The 21,718-nt window shown below is 47.6% G+C and carries 17 protein-coding genes and 3 pseudogenes; 13 read left to right on the top strand and 7 right to left on the bottom strand.

What is annotated here, in order from left to right:
- The first annotated feature begins 78 nt into the window (after positions 1-78).
- Positions 79-891 (top strand): purine-nucleoside phosphorylase, encoded by an 813-nt coding sequence (locus QM717_RS12790; protein ID WP_415037895.1) that lies wholly within the window; start codon positions 79-81, stop codon positions 889-891.
- Between the two features lie 181 nt (positions 892-1,072).
- Here QM717_RS12790 and QM717_RS12795 read toward each other — a convergent pair whose 3' ends face one another.
- The 3 genes from QM717_RS12795 to lipA form a co-directional block, all read right to left on the bottom strand.
- Entirely contained in the window at positions 1,073-3,271 is a 2,199-nt protein-coding gene (locus QM717_RS12795) for an ATP-binding protein (protein ID WP_415040123.1), read from the bottom strand.
- A 190-nt stretch (positions 3,272-3,461) separates the two neighbouring features.
- Positions 3,462-4,463: a type I glyceraldehyde-3-phosphate dehydrogenase gene (gap, locus tag QM717_RS12800; RefSeq protein WP_415037897.1), complete on the bottom strand. Its 1,002-nt coding sequence runs from the start codon at positions 4,461-4,463 to the stop codon at positions 3,462-3,464.
- A 98-nt stretch (positions 4,464-4,561) separates the two neighbouring features.
- Positions 4,562-5,431: a lipoyl synthase gene (gene lipA, locus QM717_RS12805; RefSeq protein ID WP_415037899.1), complete on the bottom strand. Its 870-nt coding sequence runs from the start codon at positions 5,429-5,431 to the stop codon at positions 4,562-4,564.
- 258 nt (positions 5,432-5,689) lie between these two features.
- Between lipA and QM717_RS12810 the strand changes: the two genes are divergently transcribed.
- The gene (locus QM717_RS12810; protein ID WP_415037901.1) at positions 5,690-5,998 is read left to right on the top strand and encodes a hypothetical protein; all 309 of its coding nucleotides are present in this window, start codon (positions 5,690-5,692) and stop codon (positions 5,996-5,998) included.
- A gap of 3 nt (positions 5,999-6,001) precedes the next feature.
- Here QM717_RS12810 and QM717_RS12815 read toward each other — a convergent pair whose 3' ends face one another.
- Positions 6,002-7,240 (bottom strand): MFS transporter, encoded by a 1,239-nt coding sequence (locus tag QM717_RS12815; RefSeq protein ID WP_415037903.1) that lies wholly within the window; start codon positions 7,238-7,240, stop codon positions 6,002-6,004.
- Between the two features lie 260 nt (positions 7,241-7,500).
- Here QM717_RS12815 and QM717_RS12820 point away from each other — a divergent pair.
- A pseudogene (locus QM717_RS12820) lies at positions 7,501-7,713 on the top strand (zinc ribbon domain-containing protein YjdM); the annotation flags it as partial.
- 55 nt (positions 7,714-7,768) lie between these two features.
- Here QM717_RS12820 and QM717_RS12825 read toward each other — a convergent pair.
- The 3 genes from QM717_RS12825 to QM717_RS12835 all read right to left on the bottom strand — a co-directional run bounded on the left by QM717_RS12825 (position 7,769) and on the right by QM717_RS12835 (position 10,338).
- On the bottom strand, positions 7,769-8,578 hold the full coding sequence (locus tag QM717_RS12825; RefSeq protein ID WP_415037904.1) for an energy transducer TonB: 810 nt from the start codon (positions 8,576-8,578) through the stop codon (positions 7,769-7,771).
- 213 nt (positions 8,579-8,791) lie between these two features.
- Positions 8,792-9,280 carry a 6,7-dimethyl-8-ribityllumazine synthase gene (ribH, locus tag QM717_RS12830; protein ID WP_415037906.1) on the bottom strand — a complete coding sequence of 163 codons (489 nt, stop codon included), beginning with the start codon at positions 9,278-9,280 and terminating at the stop codon, positions 8,792-8,794.
- A gap of 266 nt (positions 9,281-9,546) precedes the next feature.
- A complete protein-coding gene (locus QM717_RS12835) occupies positions 9,547-10,338 on the bottom strand; it encodes a tetratricopeptide repeat protein (RefSeq protein WP_415037907.1) in 792 nt (263 codons plus the stop codon).
- Between the two features lie 386 nt (positions 10,339-10,724).
- Between QM717_RS12835 and recF the strand changes: the two are divergent.
- From recF to QM717_RS12885, 10 genes and pseudogenes are all read left to right on the top strand, one after another.
- A pseudogene (gene recF / locus QM717_RS12840) lies at positions 10,725-11,805 on the top strand (DNA replication/repair protein RecF).
- Positions 11,806-12,045: 240 nt separating this feature from the next.
- Entirely contained in the window at positions 12,046-13,746 is a 1,701-nt protein-coding gene (locus tag QM717_RS12845; RefSeq protein ID WP_415037909.1) for a sensor histidine kinase, read from the top strand.
- Between the two features lie 57 nt (positions 13,747-13,803).
- Entirely contained in the window at positions 13,804-14,499 is a 696-nt protein-coding gene (locus tag QM717_RS12850) for a thioredoxin domain-containing protein (RefSeq protein WP_415037910.1), read from the top strand.
- Complete coding sequence (locus tag QM717_RS12855) at positions 14,499-15,167, top strand: DUF2461 domain-containing protein (protein ID WP_415037912.1); 669 nt, start codon at positions 14,499-14,501, stop codon at positions 15,165-15,167. Before QM717_RS12850 ends, QM717_RS12855 begins: the two co-directional genes overlap by 1 nt.
- Positions 15,168-15,194: 27 nt before the next feature.
- Positions 15,195-16,217 carry a UDP-N-acetylmuramate dehydrogenase gene (gene murB, locus QM717_RS12860; RefSeq protein ID WP_415040125.1) on the top strand — a complete coding sequence of 341 codons (1,023 nt, stop codon included), beginning with the start codon at positions 15,195-15,197 and terminating at the stop codon, positions 16,215-16,217.
- A gap of 97 nt (positions 16,218-16,314) precedes the next feature.
- The gene (locus tag QM717_RS12865) at positions 16,315-16,935 is read left to right on the top strand and encodes an FMN-binding negative transcriptional regulator (RefSeq protein WP_415037914.1); all 621 of its coding nucleotides are present in this window, start codon (positions 16,315-16,317) and stop codon (positions 16,933-16,935) included.
- A 156-nt stretch (positions 16,936-17,091) separates the two neighbouring features.
- Positions 17,092-18,199 (top strand): annotated as a pseudogene (locus tag QM717_RS12870) (glycosyltransferase).
- A complete protein-coding gene (locus QM717_RS12875) occupies positions 18,190-18,741 on the top strand; it encodes an RNA polymerase sigma factor (RefSeq protein ID WP_415037916.1) in 552 nt (183 codons plus the stop codon). The pseudogene QM717_RS12870 and the gene QM717_RS12875 overlap by 10 nt, the downstream one beginning before the upstream one ends.
- 266 nt (positions 18,742-19,007) lie before the next feature.
- Entirely contained in the window at positions 19,008-20,903 is a 1,896-nt protein-coding gene (gene mutL / locus QM717_RS12880; protein ID WP_415037918.1) for a DNA mismatch repair endonuclease MutL, read from the top strand.
- Positions 20,900-21,700, top strand: coding sequence for a rhomboid family intramembrane serine protease (locus QM717_RS12885; protein ID WP_415037920.1), 801 nt, complete (start codon positions 20,900-20,902; stop codon positions 21,698-21,700). Before mutL ends, QM717_RS12885 begins: the two co-directional genes overlap by 4 nt.
- The last annotated feature ends 18 nt before the right edge of the window (positions 21,701-21,718 follow it).

Consider the following 21,718-nt stretch of genomic DNA (forward strand, 5'->3'; position numbering starts at 1 on the left):
TTTACAGCAATTAAAAGCCACGGTCTGATGAAAGTGGCTTTTAATTGTTATTTTTGGCGGAGATTAATTCAGAAAACCATGTGGGAACAAGTGCAAGAAACCGTCAATTACATCAACAACACCATCAACTTCCGTCCGGAATACGGCGTCATTTTGGGCTCTGGCCTCGGTAGTTTTACCGATGACATCCAAATCGAACACACGCTGCCGTACAACGAAATCCCGAATTTTCCCGTGTCTACGGTCGAAGGCCACAAAGGGGCACTCGTTTTTGGGACGATTGGCGACAAGAAAGTCGTGGCGATGCAAGGCCGATTCCATTATTACGAAGGCTACGACATGAAGCAAGTGACGTTTCCGGTGCGTGTGATGAAATACCTCGGTGTCGAAAAACTGATTGTTTCCAATGCCTCGGGCGGTGTGAACCCGGATTACAAGGTCGGTTCGATCGTAATCATCAAGGACCACATCAACCTATTGCCCGAACATCCGTTGCGTGGCAAGAACGATTTGCGTTTCGGGCCGCGTTTCGTGAATATGAGCGAGCCGTACAGCCGCAAGATGATTGCTGCGGCGAAGACAATTGCCTATGAACTCCAAATCGATGTCAAGGACGGGGTTTACCTTGGTTTGCAAGGGCCGACATTCGAAACCCTGGCCGAATACAAAATGGTCAAGGCGATGGGCGGCGATTGCGTAGGCATGTCGACCGTACCAGAAGTCATCGTGGCGCGCCACATGGAACTCGAAACGTTCGGGATTTCGGTCATTACCGATATGGGCGACGAGGAAAGCATCGATACGATCACGCACAAGGAAGTACTGGAGGCGGCCAAAACGGCGGAACCTAAAGTACGAAAACTGATTTCGGAATTGATCAAGAGATATTAATTGGTCAATTAGATAATTAGAAAATGAGATAATTGAGTTGCAGGTGCATTTTCTGATTATCCAATCTCCTCATTTTTTTTTTGGAATTGAAAGGGTATCAATGTGCCAATTAATCAATTAGGAAATGAGATAATTCATTTCGGACGTCAATTGTCTAATTTCTAATTGACTCATTTTCTAATTAAGCCTTCTCCTTCTTGGCCAGATTCTGCGAAATGACGCGGTAAAAATCAATCGGATCGAATGGCTTGGTGATTACGTCGTTCATGCCGTAAGACATGAGCATGTCGCGGTTTTCGTTGAGCGAAATGGCCGTGAGCGCGATGATTTTGGTTTTCTTGTCGAAGGTACGGATCGTTTGCGTGGCAATGGTTCCGTTGATGCCCGGCAAATGCACGTCCATCAAAACCAGATCGTATTCCTTGTTCTTGACCGCCTCGATCGCATCCTCGCCGTTGTCGATGACCTCGCAAACCATGCCTTTGTTCTCGACCATTTTCTTGGTGATCATCTGGTTGATCTTGTTGTCTTCGATGAGCAATACTTTCTTGCCGTCAAGGATCGAATCGTCGAAATCGGTCATCTTTTCCTGCTGTGCGGCCGCTTCGGCATCGATACCGATCTTGAAGCTCAGATCGAACGTAAACGAAGAACCTTTGCCGACCTTGCTTTCCAATTTGATCTTGCCGCCCATGATCTCGATGAGTTTCTTGACGATCGTGAGCCCGAGTCCGGTACCGCCATATTTGCGGTTGATCTCGATTGAACCCTGCGCGAAACTGTCGAACACGGTTTCGATTTTTTCTTCCGGAATCCCAATGCCTGTGTCGAGTACTTCGAAATGGATCGAGGTGAATTCAGGGTTGATCTCGTTGGTGGTCAAAATCACTTTCACTTCACCGTTCTTGGTGAATTTGAGCGCATTGTTGATCAGGTTCAGGAAAATCTGCGACAATTTGGTCGGGTCGCCGATCAGGAAATCGGGGATGTTCGGGTCGATTTCCATCGTGAACGCGTTGTTGTTGATCGCGGCCAGTTCCTTGAGCGAGTTCTGGATGTTGGCCAGCAGCAACTTGAGGTTGAAATTGATACTTTCGGTCTCGATTGCGCTCGATTCGATGCGGTTGATCTCGAGGATTTCGTTGATGAACGTCAGCAAATAATTGCCCGAGAATTTGAGCGAGGTCAGGTAATTCATCTGCGATTCCTTCGGGTTTTCCTCCAGGAGCAAATGCGTGATGCCGTTGATCGCGTTGAGCGGCGTACGCAACTCGTGGCTCACCGTCGAAAGGAATTCGGCACGCGCCTTCGACGCCTTTTCGGCTTTTTCCTTGGCCATCTGCAATTCGTTGTTCTTTTCCTTGAGCAGCAAGTTCGACTGGTTCCGGATGATGTTGTTCTTGTACAACGACAAACTCAAAAGCGACAGGATCGAAATGAGTGCAATGGCCAGAATCGAAATCAATTTGGCGACCTTGTTGGCTTTTTGCTGCTCCTTGTTTTCCTTGTCCATCTGCTCGATGGTTTTGAGGCGCTCGCTTTCCTTGAACTGCACGTAATCTTCCGAACCGAGTTTCTGCGTGTTCAAATACGCAATGCTGTCCTTGAGCTGCAAATGTTTCTTGAGCAAGGTATAGGCGCGGTTGACGTCGAGCAAACGTTCGTAGACCTGGCTCAACGAAAGTAAAATCTTGGCTTTCTGTTCGATGTTCTTGTCGCGCGCGTTGAGTTCGTAGGCGCGGTTGAGGTAATTCAACGCCAGGTTCTTGCGGTTGTTGAGCATTTCGATGTTGCCGATCTGATACAACGCTTCGGCCTTGGTCTTGAACGAATCGTCTGAATCGGGTTTGGCGATGATCTGGTTGAAGATCGGGATGGCCGACTTGAATTCACCCTTGGCTTTGTAGACGATGCCTTTCTGCAGGTTCAGCAACTCGATCGCATTCGGGATGCGGATGGTTTCGTAAATCGTCTTGGCCTTGTCGAAATTGACGTCGGCTTTCGAATAATCGCCCTTTTCCATGTAGCACAAACCGATGCGGTAATACGAAAAAGCCTGATTGCTCGATGGTTTGATGGTATTGTAGAGCGAAACGCTTTTGTAATAGGTCTCGATTGCGTCGTCGTATTTCTTGAGCTCGAAATAAATCGCACCCAAAGTCGCATAAGCATTGGCCTGCGCCACGACATTCGAAGTCTTCTTGGAGTAATCGATGGCCTTTTGCGCAAACGCGAGCGAGAACTTGTAATTGTTCGTCTTGATGTTGAAATTGGAGAGTTCGATGTAATAATCAACACTGTCGACCGCGGCAGATTTGGGCTGCTTTTGGGCGAATGCAAGGCTGTTCACAAAAATAAAAAGTACAATCAGTAACCGCATCAATGTGTGTCGATTTGTTTTTCAGGGGGTTAAATGTAGAAATTATTTTTGAACTGTTAGCGATATCTACCCAATAATTCGAGAGAAATACCCAATTTCATTGTCATGTCTATAAAGTATAAACAAACAAGACCAGTGGGTTTGAGGTAGTTTGGATGGATACAAACAGGCCACAAATACTCATAAATCGTTAGGTATTGTGCTCAATCAATCCAATCAAATCGATGATTCTTGATGAATAACCGATCTCATTGTCATACCACCCCACAACTTTAACCATTTTATCAATCACCGAAGTCAGTTGTGCATCGAAAAGACACGAATTCCGGTTGCCCAAAATGTCCACCGAAACGATCGGATCCTCAGTATAGGCAAGGATGCCCTTGAGTTCACCGTTGGCCGATTTTCTAAAAGCCTCGTTGATCTGTTCGATCGATACTTCTTGTTTGACGTAACAGGTGATGTCGGTCAAAGAACCGTCGGGAACCGGGACGCGAATGCCGCTGCCGCCGATTTTGCCTTCGAATTCTGGGAATATTTTGGTCAACGCCTTGGCCGCTCCGGTCGTCGTAGGAACGATGGATTGCGAGGCGCCGCGTGCCCGACGCAGATCCTTGTGCGGCTGATCGTGCAAACTCTGGTCGGTGGTGTAGGAGTGAACGGTCGTGATGTAAGCCTGTTCGATGCCACACAAATCGCGGATCACTTTGATCATCGGTGCGGCGTTATTGGTCGTGCAGCTCGCATTCGAAATGATGTTTTCGCTGCCGTCAAGGATGTGTTCGTTGACGCCGAGCACGATGGTTTTGATGTTGTCTACTTCGGCCGGGGCGGAAAGGATGACTTTTTTGGCACCCGACAAAATGTGCGCGTTGATCTCGTCAAACGTTTTGTATTTGCCCGTCGATTCGACAACGACGTCGATGTCGAGACTGTTCCAATCGATGTTAGGGATGCTTTTTTCGTGCAGGAAAGTGTAGTGCTTGCCACCGACGATGATCGAATTTTCATCATAAGAACAATCCAAATCGAGCACGCCGTGGATCGAGTCGTATTTGATCAGGTGCGCCATCGTGCGGTTGTCGGCGATGTCGTTGATGGCGACGACTTCTATGTTGGGGTGGTCGAGCAATAACCGGAACAGGTTTCTACCGATGCGCCCGAATCCGTTGATGGCAATGCGTGTTTTCATGTTTGGTCGTTGTGGTGTACGGGCGACCGCGTTAGGGATGGGAGCTGGGTGCCGTGCACCGCGTACAGCCCGGGCCGCAGGCAACGCCCAATAAATAATTACAAAATGTGTTTTTGTGCGTGGTAAGAACTTCTCACGAGCGCGCCGCTTTCTACGTGGCGGAATCCCATTTCTTTCCCGATTTGTTCGTATTTGGCGAATTGCTCTGGCGTGATGAATTCCTTGACGGGCAAGTGCTTTTTGCTCGGCTGCAAATATTGGCCGATGGTGACGATGTCGACGTTGGCGTTGCGCAAATCGCGCATGGTCTGGATGACTTCTTCTTCGGTTTCGCCCAAGCCCAGCATGATGCCCGATTTGGTGCGTCGGATGCCTTTTTCTTTGAGGTAACGCAAGACTTCGAGGCTGCGGTCGTATTTGGCTTGGATTCTAACCTCGCGCGTCAATCGGCGGACGGTTTCCATGTTGTGCGAAACGACTTCGGGATTGGCTTCGACGATGCGGTCGAGGTTGCGTTCGTTCCCTTGGAAATCGGGGATCAACGTTTCGAGTGTCGTCTCTGGATTCATGCGGCGAATCGCTTTCACGGTTTCGATCCAGATGATCGAGCCCATGTCCTTCAAATCGTCGCGGTCTACCGAGGTCACGACGGCATGCTTGATTTTCATGATCTTGATCGAGCGCGCCACTTTCTCTGGTTCGTCCCAATCGACCGTTTCCGGACGTCCGGTTTTGACGCCGCAAAATCCGCACGATCGCGTACAAACATTCCCCAAAATCATGAACGTAGCCGTGCCTTCGCCCCAGCATTCGCCCATGTTCGGGCAACTTCCCGAGGTGCAGATCGTGTTGAGTTTGTATTTGTCGACCAGTCCGCGCAATTCGGTGTATTTCTGTCCGATGGGCAGTTTTACCTTGAGCCATTTGGGCTTGCTGACCGGTAGGTTGTTGTCGAGTACGGTTTCCATGTAGTCCATTTTGCCGTACAAAGATAAGGATTGTTTTGATTAAAATCGTTAAGGGTTTCCCAACCGGCAATCACTTGGTTCGTGCAGGGGAAGATTGTAAGTTTTGCGGAAGTAAGATGGGACAATCACTAAGAAGATTAAGCGCTTAACCGTTATGGAATTTGTTACAGATGCGGATTGATGTATCAAATCATGTGATTGATGTAACAATCGAAATGCGCAAAATTGTAGTTTTATCCTTCCCTAAATCAACCGGTTATGAAAAATCCTGCATGCATCGAGCTGAAGTGCGAATGCAACATTCCGTTTCGCACCGAATTGACCACTTACCTCCAGAAATTGGCCAGCGGCAACATCAATGAACGGTACAACGAAGAAGAAGTGCCGCACAAAGAAGCCATCGTACACGCCTTGAGCAGTAAATTGCTTTTCGTTACACTCGACCTGACACAGTCGATCAGGAAAGTCAAGCCCAATATGCTCAGGGCCATCCGAAAAATCCTCAAGAAGGAAATCGTCGGTACGATCATGGTGGGCAAAGGCGAGGTTACTTTAATTTTGCTTTGAACGCTATTCGGTAAAATCCAGGTCGCGGCCGTGCGTTTCCGAAACCGTTAAGGTCGAATAGATGCCGAGCGCAAAAACGATTACGCCGACAATCATTGCCGCGGCAATCACGCCGTAAGTCGGTTTGAAAAAATCGAAACCGAGCAGCATCACGGGAACCAAACCACGCACCATATTGGGGACGGTGGTCGTTGCCGTCGAGCGGATGTTGGTCCCGAACTGCTCCGCGGCAACCGTTACAAACATCGCCCAGTAGCCCGTTCCGAGCCCAAGCCAGGCGCAGAAAAAGTAATAGCTGTTTTCGCTGGTCGTTCCGCCGAAAAGCATCAGCAATACGCCGACAATCGTAAACAACATCATGTAGAAAATGGCTTTCTTGCGCGAATGCAGCGCATGCGAAATGAATCCGCTTGCAAAATCCCCGATCGAGATTCCAACGTAAGCCCACATGATGGCTTTCCCGGGCTCGATTTCAATCCCGAAAACCGGTGCGAACTGGTTGCCCATCATGGCCAGAATCCCGACGCAGAACCAGGTGGGCAAACCGATCGCGATGCATTTGAGGTATTTGACGAAGCGCTCCCAATTGGTAAAAAAAGACAGGAAATTTCCTTTCGAGACTTCCGAATGCGCGATTTCTTTGTAGAGGCCGCTTTCGAGCACGCCAACACGAAGCAGCAACAGCAACAATCCCAGACCGCCACCGATAAAATACGCATAGGTCCAATCGCCGGCAAGTTCAACGGTCAATTGCGCGATGACCGCACCGAGCAAACCAAATCCCGCGACAATCGAAGTGCCGATCGCGCGCAATTCTTTGGGCAGGCTTTCGGAAACCAAGGTGATTCCGGCACCGAGTTCGCCTGCGAGACCGATTCCGGCGAGGAAACGCAAGGCAGCGTAAATCGCGGTTTTGTCGGCGAAATTCATCTGGGGTAAAAATCCGCATGCGATGTTGGCCAGCGAATACACGAGAATCGAACCGAACAACACCGAAAGCCGTCCTTTCTTGTCGCCCAAAATGCCCCAAAGAATACCGCCCAATAACAATCCGGTCATTTGGTAATTGATAATCAAGGTGCCGGCGACATCGGCGTCGAGGTTCAAATCTTTAAGGCTTGGGACGCGCACGATGCCAAAAAGCAAGAGGTCGTAAATGTCTACGAAATAGCCGAGTGCGGCGACGATGACAGGAAAACTGAGCAGGTGTTTTATCTTTTGGGAAGTGGTAAAGGTTTGCATTTTTTGGTTACGTCGGTTTGGTTCAAATGTAAAAAAGAATTGTGAATGGTAAATGATGAATTGTAAATGTGAAAAAAATGTTGGATTGGATGAGAGGCGCTAGCCCTGATGGCAGCGGCATCCTTTTGCATTTGATATTAAGAGGAGGACTGCCATCGACAGTCAGGTAAATCTTGAAGTGCAAAAGATATAGCGGAAAGCATCCCGAATTGTCGGGACCGGCTCCTAAAACTTTGTATCTTTGTCGACCAAAAACAAACAAAATGGATGTAAAAGACAGCAACGGCAATATTTTGCAGGACGGCGATTCTGTAACGGTGATTAAGGATTTGAAAGTACGCGGTTCTTCGGACGTGATCAAGCGCGGGACGATGGTCAAGAACATACGACTGACCGACGACCCGGCAGAAATCGATTGCCGTGTAAACAAGACGGCGATGGTTTTGCGAACGGAATTTGTCAAGAAAGCATAAATGAAAAAGCCGATGGATTCCATCGGCTTTTGTTTTGTTTAGGGTTTTTGAAGGTTTAATAGCGCGTCACCTTGATCGGGAGCGTATAGAGTACGCGTACCGGCTGGCCGTTCTTGATGCCCGGTTTCCATTTGGTTTTTTGTGCCTTGAGCACGCGGATGGCTTCCTTGTCGAGTCCGTATCCGGGATTGCGCAATACTTTGATGTCGGTCATTGAGCCGTCTTTTTCGATCACGAACGACATCAGTATCGTTACCGTTTCGTCGATTTCCGGTTTTTCGAAATTGTCCCCAACGTATTGCAGGAACTTTTTAACGCCGCCTGGAAATTCGGGCATGACGTCTACATTAACTGTTGTGATGACGGTATTTCCATTATCTGGAGGCAATGCTAGCGTTACCGCTGTTCCCGTTCCGGAAGTCGTCGTTGTTGAAGTTCCGGTATCGGTTCCTGTAGGTCCAGGATCGGGCGCGGCAGGCGGATCGTCGTTGCGGCGGATGTCGTTGTCGGCAAACTCTGGCGGTGTGATAATCGGGTTGATCAAATCGCGGCTGTCGACCACTTCGGTTGGCGGTGTTGTGGTGTGACGTGTCGGTGGCAAAGGCGGTGTTTCAGGCGGATAAATGACATTGGTAATCTTGATTTCCGGTAGATCGGGCGTTTTGGCTGGTGCCGGTGCATCGCCAAACGAGCTCAGCAGCAGGATGATCCCCGATGCCGAAGCGATAAAAAACAATCCGAATAAAAAGGCGAGTAAAGTGGTTCGCGGATTTTCCTGGCGCAGTTGGTAGGCGCCGTAATCTTTGTTTTTTCCCTCAAAAACAAGATTGATCCAATTGGTCTCATAAAGGCTTAGTTTTGACATAGTTTTAAGTGTTAAATGGTTAAAAGTAATGTCAGGTCATAAGCTTCATTTTAACACCTAACGTGAAAAATGATTGAGATAATATATAAAACGTTAAGAATTTTTTAGAACTCGATAAAAAGTATTGTTTAATCGTTGAACTGTTTAATCGTGTAATCGGACTGTCCGATTGAAGTTTCGGTTAAACGATTAAACGATTGTCCGATTAAACTTTTACGCTTTTCTGCGCAATTCCGCCATCTTGATTGCCGCAATCGCCGCCTCGGTCCCTTTGTTGCCGTGGATGCCACCGCTGCGATCGATGGATTGCTGTTCGTTGTTGTCGGTGAGCAAACAAAAGATAACGGGAACGTCGCCCTGTACATTGAGGTCTTTGATGCCTTGCGTCACGCCTTCGCAGACGAATTCAAAATGCATGGTTTCGCCCTTGATCACGCAACCGATCGTAATGACGCAGTCGAGGTCTTGCGTTTCGATCATTTTCTTCGCGCCATAGATAAGCTCGAAGCTGCCCGGAACGTCCCAGCGGATGATGTTTTCGGGCAAGGCGCCGCAGTCCAGCAAAGCGGCTTCGGCACCGTTGTACAGCCCGTTCGTGATGTGGTCGTTCCACTCAGAAACGACAATCCCAAACCGGAAGTCCTTCGCATTTGGGAGGGTGTTTTTATCGTAGTTGGATAAATTTTTATTTGCGGTTGCCATGGATTGAATTTTGAATTGTATTTGGGATTTGCCGATTTTTATCAGCGGATTAATTTAACAAAAGATACAGATTCTCTATATTGGAAAGTCGAATTTATTTCGTTGGGAATACCTTACATTGCCCCCTTCCCATGGAACGAAGTTATCATTTTTGAATAGATAATTCCGGCAGAAAAACTATAAATTTCAAACGCTTCAAAAAAAAATTGGAGCAACACCCAAAGTTACTGCTCCAATTTAAAACTTATATTTAAAATCTAAAATTCTTACTGCGCCAACCCGATCAAAGCGTCCACGTTCTGTGCCTCAGGCGAACGGTCGTAATTGTCCTTGATCTGTTGGAAATATTTGAGCGCGTCGGTTTTGTTGCCTGACACCAAAGCTACTTGTCCGGCCTTGAGCAGGAAACGCGGCGTGTTGAGGTCGTTCTTGTGCATTTCAGACGCTTTCACATAATGGTCAAGCGCTTCCTTGTATTTGTTCTGCTGCGCATACGCATCGCCGATTCCGCCTTCTGCCAAAACCGAAAGCTCCATGTCATCCGACTTGAATTTTTCGAGCGAAGCAATGGCCTCGGTATTTTTCTTGAGGTTCAGGTAACAGAAACCGGCGTAGTAATTCGCGAGGTTTCCAGCATCGGTACCCGAATATTTATCGGCCAATTCCTTGAATCCGAATTTGCCTTCAGATCCGTTCAACGCCAAAGTAAACAACGAATCGGTTGCCGTGCCAGTAGCATCGAGCGCCTTTTGGAAGTTTTGCTGCGCCATAAACATTTCGTTGGCCGCTTCATCTTCTTTAGGGCCTGCAACCAATTTTTGGTACATGAGGTAACCCACAACCACCAAAGCAAAAGCGCCCAGGATACCAAAAATCATTTTCTGATTTTTCTCAAACCATTCCTCAGCCTTGTTGGCAGTATTGTCCAATGAGTTGAAAACACCAGCGGTGGCGCTGTCTTTCTCATCGATGTTGATCTGGTCTTCGATAAAGGTATTGTCTACTTTTTCTTCTTTCTCTTTCGGAGCTTTGTAACCTCTTTTATTGTACGTTGCCATTTATATTAAATTTATGAGCCGCAAAAATAAAATTTTTATTGGAACTCGCGCAAGAAAAAATGGATTTTATATTAATTGTTTAATCGGTTAACTGTTTAATTGTTTAATCGTTGCCTCGACAGGATGTTTCTGTTTGTTTTTTGGGCGTTTCCCTGCGGGCAGTCGGCTTTCAGCCTCGTGTCCCTGCGGGCCGCGCTTTCCGCTCTATCTTTTTCCGCTATGCTACAAAAGGATGCCGCTGTAATCGCTAACGCAGGCGAACACTCGTTTAACCGGTTAATTGTTTAACCGAAACTTCAATCGGAGCATCGATTAACCGATTACACGATTCAACGCTTAAACAAATCAACAAAAAATCCGTAATTTGCAACCGATTTTCATTTCGCATGCACCTCAAAAAGATTTCCCTTTTCAACTACAAGAATTTCTCCGAAGCCGATTTTGAATTCGACACCAAGATCAATTGTTTCGTGGGCAGGAACGGCATCGGGAAAACCAACGTGCTCGATGCGATCTACCACCTGGCCTACGGCAAGAGTTACTTCAATCCGCTTGCGGTGCAGAACATCAAGCACGGTGAGGAATTTTTTGTCATCGACGGCGCATTCGAAAAGAACAACCGTCCCGAGCAAATCGTGTGCAGCCTCAAGAAAGGGCAGAAGAAAATCCTCAAGCGCAACGGCAAACTCTATGACAAATTCTCCGACCACATCGGTTTCATTCCGCTGGTGATGATTTCGCCCGCCGACGCCGATTTGATCATCGAGGGCAGCGAGACGCGCCGCAAATTCATCGACAGCGTGATTTCGCAACTTGATCCGGTCTATCTGCAGGAACTCATCCAGTACCAGAAAATCCTGGTCCAACGCAACGCCCTGCTCAAATACTTCGCACTCAACCGCGTATTCGAAAACGACACCTTAGTTATATATAATGAACAGCTCGACGGTCTCGGGCGGCGCATTTTCGAAAAGCGCAAAAAATTCCTCGAAAGATTTTATCCCCATTTTCAACAAACGCCACCAAACCATTACGGATTCGGCCGAAACCGTGCAACTCGTTTACGAAAGTGGTTTGCACGAAAAGGAGCTGCTGGCTTTGTTGCAGGAAAATCTTGCCAAGGACCGCGTGCTGCAATACACTTCGGTTGGGATCCACAAAGACGATTTGTTGTTCCAGATCGACGACTATCCGATCCGCAAATTCGGTTCGCAGGGCCAGCAGAAATCTTTCCTGATCGCGCTCAAATTGGCGCAGTTCGATTTCATCAAAAAAAAATCCGGTGAAAAGCCCATTTTGCTGTTCGACGATATTTTCGACAAGCTCGATGAAACCCGTGTAGGGCAAATTGTCGAGATGGTCAACAACGATGATTTTGGCCAACTCTTTATCTCTGACACCCATCCGGAACGCACCGAAGCCATTGTCAAACTGACGCACCAGAGTTATAAAATCTTCAATCTGTAACTTTTTTTGTTCCGGGTTGGTTGTTTTTTTTCTTCCGAATTGGTTAAATCGCAAGAAAAACGGCAAGGTTTCGGCATGAACGCCCCAAATTTTTCAGCCAATTGGCGGAGTTTTTCCAATTATCCTTAAAAATCAAAGCGTTAGGTTTGGCCCATGGGTTTTTGTTTATTTTTGGCTGCGAAGTTTTGTAGGAGAACTTCTGTATATACAAATAAACAACTGTTAACCGATTTGTACCACATGCCGCCAGCCAACCACCGCAAGAAAATCCACCTCATTTTATTCATCGCCGTCATCGTCCTTCAATTGATCGTTTTTTCGCTTTGGCTCGGCCAACACAACGAGGAATCGAAACTGACCCAATCTTTTGAAAAGGCACAGCAGCAAAACCTCGGTTTTGTCTATTCGAACGGGGCGACCAAGAATTACTTCGACGCCGAGAATGCATTTGTCGAATACTTGCACAATTACGACCTCAAGGCGCTGACCCAATACCGTCAATCGCTCGATACGATGTCGGTTTACCTCGACAGCCTCAACAAACTCGTCAAGGAAGACCGTTACTTGTGGTTTACCGTGAGCCGGAAAAAGGACAAGGAAACCGAAATCGCGCGGCTGCGCAAGGAACTTGATGCCTTGCTCAAGCTGGGCGTCTATCGTTTGACCGAAAATACCACAGCCGAATTCACGCTGACGCCTTACGACTTCAAAAAAGTACTGCAATCGATCACTTACGATTCGATCCGCGTTTCGGACGAGGTGCTCAAAAAGGGAATGTTGCGCCGTATCGGCGACGCGATTGTCGGGAAATATGCCGTGCGCCGCGACGAACTGCAGGTCTACATGAAAATGATGTATGGCAATGTCAAGAAAACCGGAAACATCGAAGACCAGATGCGCTACATTTTCAACAGTACGCGCACGCATTACACCGACGAGTTCGGACAATTGCGCAATACGTATTCGAACCTGCGCGAACGCGACCGCGAACTGATGGTCATCAACAAAAAAATCCTGCAGAACAGTCAGGCGATCCTGATGTTTTACACACAATCGGCGCAGCAGGCGAGCCAATTGCAGTTTGCCGATGCGATGACCAACATCCACCACAAGAAAGATTTGATGGGAATGATGTTGTTGGTCTTGGCCACTTTTACGGTGTTGCTCGCGCGTTATGCGTGGTCGGCGCACCGAAACGAAAGGCAGCTTTCCGAGGCCAAGAAACTGGCCGAAAGCAACCTCGAGTTCAAGAGCCGCCTCATGGGTATGCTGAGCCATGAGATGCGGGCGCCGCTAAATATCATTTCGAATTTGACCAATAAAATCAAGACGTCCAATGGCGATAAGACATTGAACAACCCGATCAACTTGTTGCACTTCACTTCGAATTCGCTGCAGATTTCGGTCAACCAAATCCTTGATTTTTCCAAGAACGAACACACCGAACTGACTTTGCACAATTCGAGGGTCAACCTCAAAAAAGAAGTCCATTCGATCCTTGAATCGCTCAAATCGCTGACCGATGTCAAGAAAATTGACCTGGTTTCGAAAATCGATGCCTCGCTCGATACCAAGGTCTTGGCAGACAATGGCAAAATCCAGCAGTTGTTCTATAACATCATCGGCAATGCCATCAAGTTTACCAACAAGGGCAGCATCACGGTCAGTTGCCAACTCACCCAGATGGAAAACAGCAACCGCTTCGATGTCGTGGTCAAAGATACCGGTGTTGGTATCGCGCCGGCCGATTTGGGTAAAGTATTCGACAAGAGTTTCGAAAACAAGCAGTACAAACAGCAAATTGGTTTTGGCGACGGGCTTGGGCTGAGTTTGTGCAAGGAAATCGTCGAATTGTACGACGGGCAAATCACGGTCGATAGCGAGATAGGACAGGGAACCGAAATCGCGTTTACGCTATTTCTCGAAAATCCGGTTGTGTAATTTTTGCGGTTCGGATGCGTTAATTTTGTACTTTAGTGCCCATTAAATCCGAAGACTTTGAAAACCAAAATTTCCGCCCTGCTGCTGGTTTGTTTGTTGTTTGTGAATTGCAACGGCCAGAATGCCAAAAGCGTAGAAAACATTTCGCCCAAAAATTTCGCCGAAAAACTCAAGAACGACCCTGAAGCGCAATTGCTCGATGTGCGCACCCCCGAAGAATTTGCGGGCGGGCATATCGGAAATGCGGTCAATGTCGATTGGAACGGCGGTAATTTCGAAGCCAAAGCCGCGACCTACGACAAGACCAAACCGGTCTATGTGTACTGCAAAATTGGCGGACGTGCCTCGAAGGCGGCCAATAAGTTGTCCGAAATGGGTTTCACCAAAATCTACAACCTCGAAGGCGGCATCTTGAAATGGGACGCCGAAAGACTGTCGGCGCCAGGCGATAAAATCATCGGGATGTGCAGTCAGGAATATGGCGATTTGCTCAAATCCGACCAAAAAGTACTGGTCAATTTCTATGCGCCCTGGTGCGAGCCGTGCAAGAAGATGGCGCCGTATATGGAAAAACTCGGCGAAAACTACAAGGGTCAACTTACCGTTTCGCGCCTCAACGCCGATGAGAACAAAACACTCACGCGCGAAATGAAAATCGATACGCTTCCCGTGATCTTATTGTATGAAAACGGCAAAGTCGTTTGGCAGCACAGCGGATTCATCAGCGAAGAAGAACTCAAAAAACACCTGTAATGATTTCAAAAGACAGCATCCAATTTCTGGTGGACCTCAAGAAAAACAACAACCGCGAATGGTTTTTGGCCAATAAAAAGCGGTATGAGGCGTACAAAAAGGAATATTACGAACTCGCCCAGCAATTCATCGACGCCTTGGCGCAGCAAGATCCAGCCTTGGGCGCGATCCAGGTCAAGGATGTGGTGTTCCGCATCAACCGCGACATCCGATTTTCGAAGGACAAATCACCTTACAAGACCAACATGGCTTTTTGGATTTCACCCGGAAACAAGAACTGGACGCAATCGGGTTATTATGTGCACGTAGAGCCCGGTGCGGGTTTCATCGCAGGCGGATTTCACAATCCGGAAGCCGAGGATTTGAAGAAAATCAGAAAAGAAATCGCCTTTTTCCACGAAGATCTCGAAGCGATTTTAGCCGATAAAAAGTTCAAGGAAATTTATGGCGATATGGATCGTGAAAACGCGCTCATAACCGTTCCGAAAGGATATGAAAAAGAGCATCCGGCGATTGAATTGCTCAAATTGAAAAGCTTTACGGCGACAGCCAAAATCGATGACAAATCGCTTTCGGACAAAGATTTCGTCAAGAAAACCGCCGAAAAACTGCTCGTGCTCAAACCGATGGGTGAATTCCTGAACCGGGCTTTATTGGGCGAGGACTAATCTGAAATCTACAATCAAAAATCTGAAATTCACTCCATGCAAATCCAAAACGATTTTTCGTTAAAAAAATACAACACCTTTGGCATCGAGGCCAAGGCCAAGCAATTCGTTGCCGTACATTCAACCGATGAACTGCGCGAAGTCTTGAAGCAACATCCAAACGACAAAAAATTCATTCTCGGCGGCGGCAGCAATATGTTGCTCACCCAGGATGTCGATGCGCTCGTGATCCATGTCGATTTGAAGGGCAAACGCGTCGTTTCGCAAGACGAGGATTTCGTGACCGTCGAGGCGCAGGCAGGCGAGAACTGGCATGGATTCGTATTGTGGACCATCGGTCAAAATTTCGGCGGACTCGAAAATATGTCGCTGATTCCGGGCAATGTGGGCACGACCCCGATCCAAAACATCGGCGCTTACGGAACCGAAATCAAGGATACGTTTGTCTCGTGTGACGCCATGGAAATTGCGACCCAAAAGATACACACCTTTACCAATGCAGAATGCCGTTTCGGCTACCGTGAAAGTGTGTTCAAGCAGGAATTGAAGAACCGTTACATCATCACTTCGGTGCAGTTCAAATTGACCAAGCGCAACCACAAGATCAACACTTCTTATGGCGACATCATGGCTGAACTGGCCAAGCAAAATATCGATACGCCGCAGCTCAAGGACGTGAGCAACGCGGTGATTGCGATTCGTCAAAGCAAGTTGCCCGACCCGAAAGAACTCGGCAATTCTGGCAGTTTTTTCAAAAACCCGATCATTTCCAAAACCGATTTCGACCAAGTCCAGGCGAAATTCCCTGACATCAAATTCTTTCCCGTTTCTGAAACCGAAGTCAAGGTTCCGGCGGGTTGGCTCATCGAACAGGCAGGCTTCAAAGGCATGCGATTTGGGGATGCGGGCGTCCATAAAAACCAGGCGCTCGTGTTGGTCAATTATGGCCACGCAAGTGGGCAGGATATTTTGAATGTGTCGAAGGAAATCCAGCGAACGATTCTTGAAAAATTCGGGATTGCGATTGAGGCGGAAGTCAACGTGATTTAATTGCAGATTTCTGTTTTTAGATTTCAGATTTCTGTAACGTACCACTTCATTCAATGACAAATCTGAAATCATCAATCTAAAATCAAAAATCACAATCATGTACATCGCAGACCGCTACGAAAACACCGACCGCAAAGACATCGAAAACTTCATCGCCGAGAACAGTTTCGGCATTTTAGTCAACCAGACCGAGGGCAAGCTTTGGGCCACACACATTCCGCTCGAATTGGACTTGAATGAAAAAGGCGAGCAAGTGTTGTACGGCCATATCTCCAAGGAAAACCCGCAATGGAAAGGCTTTGCCGAAAACGACCAGGTGCTTGCGATTTTTTCGGGACCGCATGCCTATATTTCTTCGTCCTGGTATGATTTCGAGAATGTACCGACCTGGAATTATTCGGCGGTTCACATTTATGGAACAGTCAAGATCATCGACGGCCAAGCCGAAATTGCGCACCTGACCAAACTTGTCGATAAATACGAAGCCCATTCCGAAAACCCTGTCAGTGTTGGGAAATTCTCCAAAAAAACGATGATGCAGACGCGCGGCATCGTCACTTTTGAAATTGCGATCCAACAGATTCAGGCGGTACGCAAATTGTCGCAAAACCGCGATGAGAAAAACTTCAATAGCATCATCACCGAGCTCGAAAAACTAAGCGATCCCAATGCAAAGGCGGTTGCGGCCGATATGCGGAAATGCCCGTTTTCGAAATAACCGCTGCGCTGGTAGATCGCTTCGCTGCAAGAGCCAAGACCGCTAACGCTGCAAGACTGGTTCATTGAAAGAAGATTTTAAGTCTTGATTCTTGGTTCTTGATTCTTGACTCTTAAATCCATACCTTTGCACTCGTTTAAATGACCGAGTGCCTATATGTTGACCATTACGTTTTATCTTTTTATCGCCATCGTAGCCATCCAATTGTTCTATTACGTGGTGGTTTTTGGGAAATTCGCTTACCGCAAAGCGCAGAAAAGTACGCCGAAAAGGATTCCGATTTCGGTTATCGTCTGTGCCAAAAACGAAGAAGAAAACGTGGCCAAGTTTGTGCCGCTGCTCGCCGAACAGGATTATCCCGATTTTGAAATTGTCTTGATTGACGACGCTTCGAGCGACGGTACTTTGGATTTACTGGAAGCTTTTCGAAAAACAATATTCCAACATCCGACTGGTCAAGGTTGAAAACAACGAGGCATTTTGGGGCAATAAGAAATTTGCGCTCACACTGGGCATCAAAGCAGCAAAAAAAGAATACCTTTTGTTTACCGATGCCGACTGCTATCCGACGTCCAAAAACTGGATCATGGAAATGAGCTCGCAGTTCACCAAGGAAAAAACGATTGTACTCGGTTATGGTGCGTACGACCGCATCGCAGGTTCGTTCCTCAACAAGATCATTCGTTTCGAGACGATGCTGACCGCCGTGCAATATTTCGGATGGGCCAGGATGGGCAGGCCGTACATGGGCGTGGGCCGTAATCTGGCGTATAAAAAAGAAGAATTTTTCAATGTGAATGGTTTCATCGACCACATGAAAATCCGTTCGGGCGACGACGATTTGTTCATCAACCAGGCGGCCAAAGGCAGTACGACGACGATTTGTGATTCGGCAGATGGTTTTACGTATTCGATGCCCAAAACGGCATTCAAGGAATGGTTTACGCAGAAAAGGCGTCATGTGTCAACGGCCGGGCATTACAAGGCTTTTGATAAAATCCAACTCGGGATTTTCTTTGTCTCGCAGTTTTTGTTTTTCATTTTGCCGATCGTATTGCTCGCGTTCCAGTTCCAATGGATTATTGTTTTGGGATTGATCGGTTTCCGTTACCTGTTCACCTGGATCACGCTGGGATTGTCGGCCGGAAAATTGCGCGAAAAAGACACCATGTATTGGTATCCGATTATTGAAATAACGCTTATCTTTACGCAACTCAATATTTTCTTCACGAATATTTTCTCAAAACCGGTGCATTGGAAATAAGGCAACACATAGAAAAGGCAAAGAACGGCGACCAGGTTGCGTTCACTTTTCTGTTGGACCATTATTGGAATGAAGTCTATGGTTTCATGCTCAAGCGCACCGAAAACGAAACCGATGCAGAAGACATCACAATCGAGACGTTCTCGAAAGCGTTTGATAAAATCGCCAAATACAATCCCGAATTCCAGTTCAATACATGGCTGATTGCCATTGCAAAGAATGTCCATATCGATTTGCTGCGCAAAAAGAAATCGGCTTTGTTCATCGACATCACCGATGAGGAAGACCAGCAGGCGTACAATGTAGCCGATACGACGCCTTCGGCCGAGGACGAACTCATTGCCAAGCAAAATCTTTCCTCGCTGCTGGAATGCATCAAGCAACTCAAGCCCGCTTACCAGGAAGTCATCCAGTTGCGGTTTTTCCAGGAATTGTCGTATCAGGAAATCGCCGACCAGCTCAACGAACCGCTTAATAATGTGAAGGTGAAGTTGCTGCGCGCAAAAAAATTGTTGGCGGAAATCATCGAAAACAAACGGTAAACTTTAAAGCCAAAGCAAAGCCGCTTTGAATCTTTGTGACTTTGCGACTTTTAGTTTAGATTTTTTGTGTTTTCGAATCTCAGAATTCGATGTTTATTCATCTAACTATGCTTTTATACCTGAAGCCCACCGGGCTTCCTCCTCTATATATCATTTGTGAAAACTTTCTCATTTCCAACCCCAAAAAATCCCACATAATTCTGTATTTTTGACGGTCGTTCAAAGCCGCAAATCGAACCGGAACGCACTTAATCCAACAAACCCAAATGTCGAGTATCATCCAATTACTTCCCGATCACGTTGCCAACCAGATTGCCGCAGGTGAAGTCGTGCAGCGTCCGGCTTCCGTGGTCAAGGAATTGCTTGAAAATGCGGTGGATGCCAAAGCGACCGATATCAAACTGATCATCAAGGATGCGGGCAAATCGCTCGTCCAGGTCATCGACAACGGGGTAGGCATGAGCGTCACCGATGCGCGTTTGTGTTTCGAGCGCCACGCGACTTCCAAAATCCGCCAGGCCGAAGATTTGTTTTCGTTGCATACCAAAGGATTCAGGGGCGAGGCATTGGCTTCGATTGCCGCGATTGCGCATGTCGAGATGAAAACACGGCAGGAGCAGGAGGAGCTCGGGACGCATATCGTGATCGAAGGCGGCAAGTTCATGTCGCAGGACGTGGCGGTTTTGCCGCAGGGCACTTCATTTGCGGTCAAGAATTTGTTTTTCAATATTCCGGCGCGGCGCAATTTTCTCAAGTCTGAAATCGTCGAGCACCGCCATATCGTGGATGAATTCCAACGCGTGGCCATGGCGCACCCGAACATCCATTTTACGTATTACCACAATGGGGGCGAGTTGTTCAATTTGCCGGCTTCGAATTTCCGCCAGCGCATTGTCAATATTTTCAGCGGGAAGACCAACGAAAAATTGGTTCCCGTAAAGGAAGAAACCGAAATCGTCTCGATCCAGGGCTTTGTCAGCAAACCCGAATTCGCCAAGAAAAGCCGTGGCGAACAATTCTTTTTCGTCAACGACCGGTTCATCAAGAGCGGTTACCTGCACCACGCGATTATGGCGGCCTATGAAGGTTTGCTCAAGGATGGCAGCCAGCCGTCGTATTTTTTGTATTTGCACGTACCGCCGCATACGATCGATATCAACATTCATCCGACCAAAACCGAGATCAAGTTTGATGACGAGCATTCGTTGTATGCGATTTTGCGCGCCGCCGTCAAGCACAGTCTTGGCCAATTCAACGTCGCGCCCGTACTCGATTTCGACCGTGACCCGAATCTCGACACGCCGTACCAATACAAGGATGCCGAAGCGGTGATTCCGACGATCCAGATCGATGGCAATTTCAATCCGTTTGCCGAGGAAAAGCCGACGGCCAAATCGTATTCCAACATCAACCATTACCGTCCCAAACAGGACACGGCGAGTTGGGAAAGCCTGTATGTCGGGCTTAAGCACGAGGCAGAGAGCAGTTTTGTCGATACGATTGCCGAACCCGAAAGCCAGGAGTTCACGAGTCAGATGCAGTTTGAAAGTGAAGAAACCACGGCTTCTTTGTTTGAGGACCACGAAGTCGAGCAGGCGGTCAACAAGACTTACCAAATCCATAAAAAATACATCGTCAACCCAATCAAATCCGGGATGGTGATCGTAGACCAGCAACGCGCGCACCAACGCATCTTGTACGAGCAATTCCTTGCCAACATGACCGTGCAGCAGGCGGCGAGCCAACAATTGCTGTTTCCGCTGAGTTTGTATTTTTCGACCACCGAGATGAACTTGGTGCACGAACTCAAGGATTCGCTCATCAATACGGGATTTGTATTTGAGGAAATGCATACCGACCATGTGGTCATTTCGGGATTGCCCGTCAATGTGACCGAAAGCGAGGTGTCGATTGTGCTCGAGCAGTTGCTCGGGGATTTGCAGGATGGCATTCCCGAGAGCAGTTTCAGCCAGAACGATTCGATCGCCAAATCGATGGCCAAAAGTTTGGCGGTCAAGACTGGAACTTACTTAACCGGAAAGGAACAGGAAAACCTCGTGAACGGTTTGTTTGCGTGTAAGGAACCCAATGTTTCCCCTTTCCAGAAACCGACTTTCATCACGATGCGGGTCGAAGATTTAGATAAAAAATTCGCACTATGATGCAGATTACGCCGACTGTCAAGCAGTTACTGATTATCAATATTTTATTCTTCCTTGGGACGATGGTCGTCCCGCAGGCAGAAACCTATTTCGCATTGTTCCCATTCCAGAACAACCATTTCCAATTTTGGCAACTGCTGACCCATATGTTCATGCACGGTGGGATTTTCCACATCGCGTTCAATATGTTTGCCTTATTCTCGTTTGGATCGGCCTTGGAACATTTTTGGGGACCGACCAAATTCATTTTCTTTTACATTTCTTGCGGATTGGGCGCGGCTGCCTTGCAACTGGGCATTAATTATTGGGAATTGCAGCACATTTTACAGGGCGCGGCCGATTTGCAGTTGAGCGATGCTACACTTCGCGAAGTCCTCAACATTCCGTTTTCGAATTTCAGTTCGTTCATAGCCGGTTTGGAGCCCATTTTAACGGAAGCCGGCAAGGCCAATTTGGTCAATGAAACAAACGCGGTGGCTTTGTTCCATGCGGCAGACCAAACGCAGATCCCGATGGTGGGCGCCTCAGGTGCGATTTACGGTCTGCTCGTGGCATTTGCCTTCATGTTTCCGAATGCCGAACTCGCGTTGTTGTTCATTCCTGTGCCCATCAAGGCCAAATATTTTGTACCGGGTTTGATTGCCATCGATTTGTTTCTTGGGTTCAAGGGGCAGTCGTTTTTTGGATCGGGTGGGACCGGAATCGCGCATTTCGCACACGTAGGCGGTGCATTGATCGGTTTCATCATGATGTGGTACTGGAAGAAAAACCAGTTCCGCGGCAACCGTTGGAATTAAAATTACCGTAAATTGGCG

It is taken from the genome of Flavobacterium sp. (genome assembly GCF_047602195.1).
GTDB lineage: Bacteria > Bacteroidota > Bacteroidia > Flavobacteriales > Flavobacteriaceae > Flavobacterium.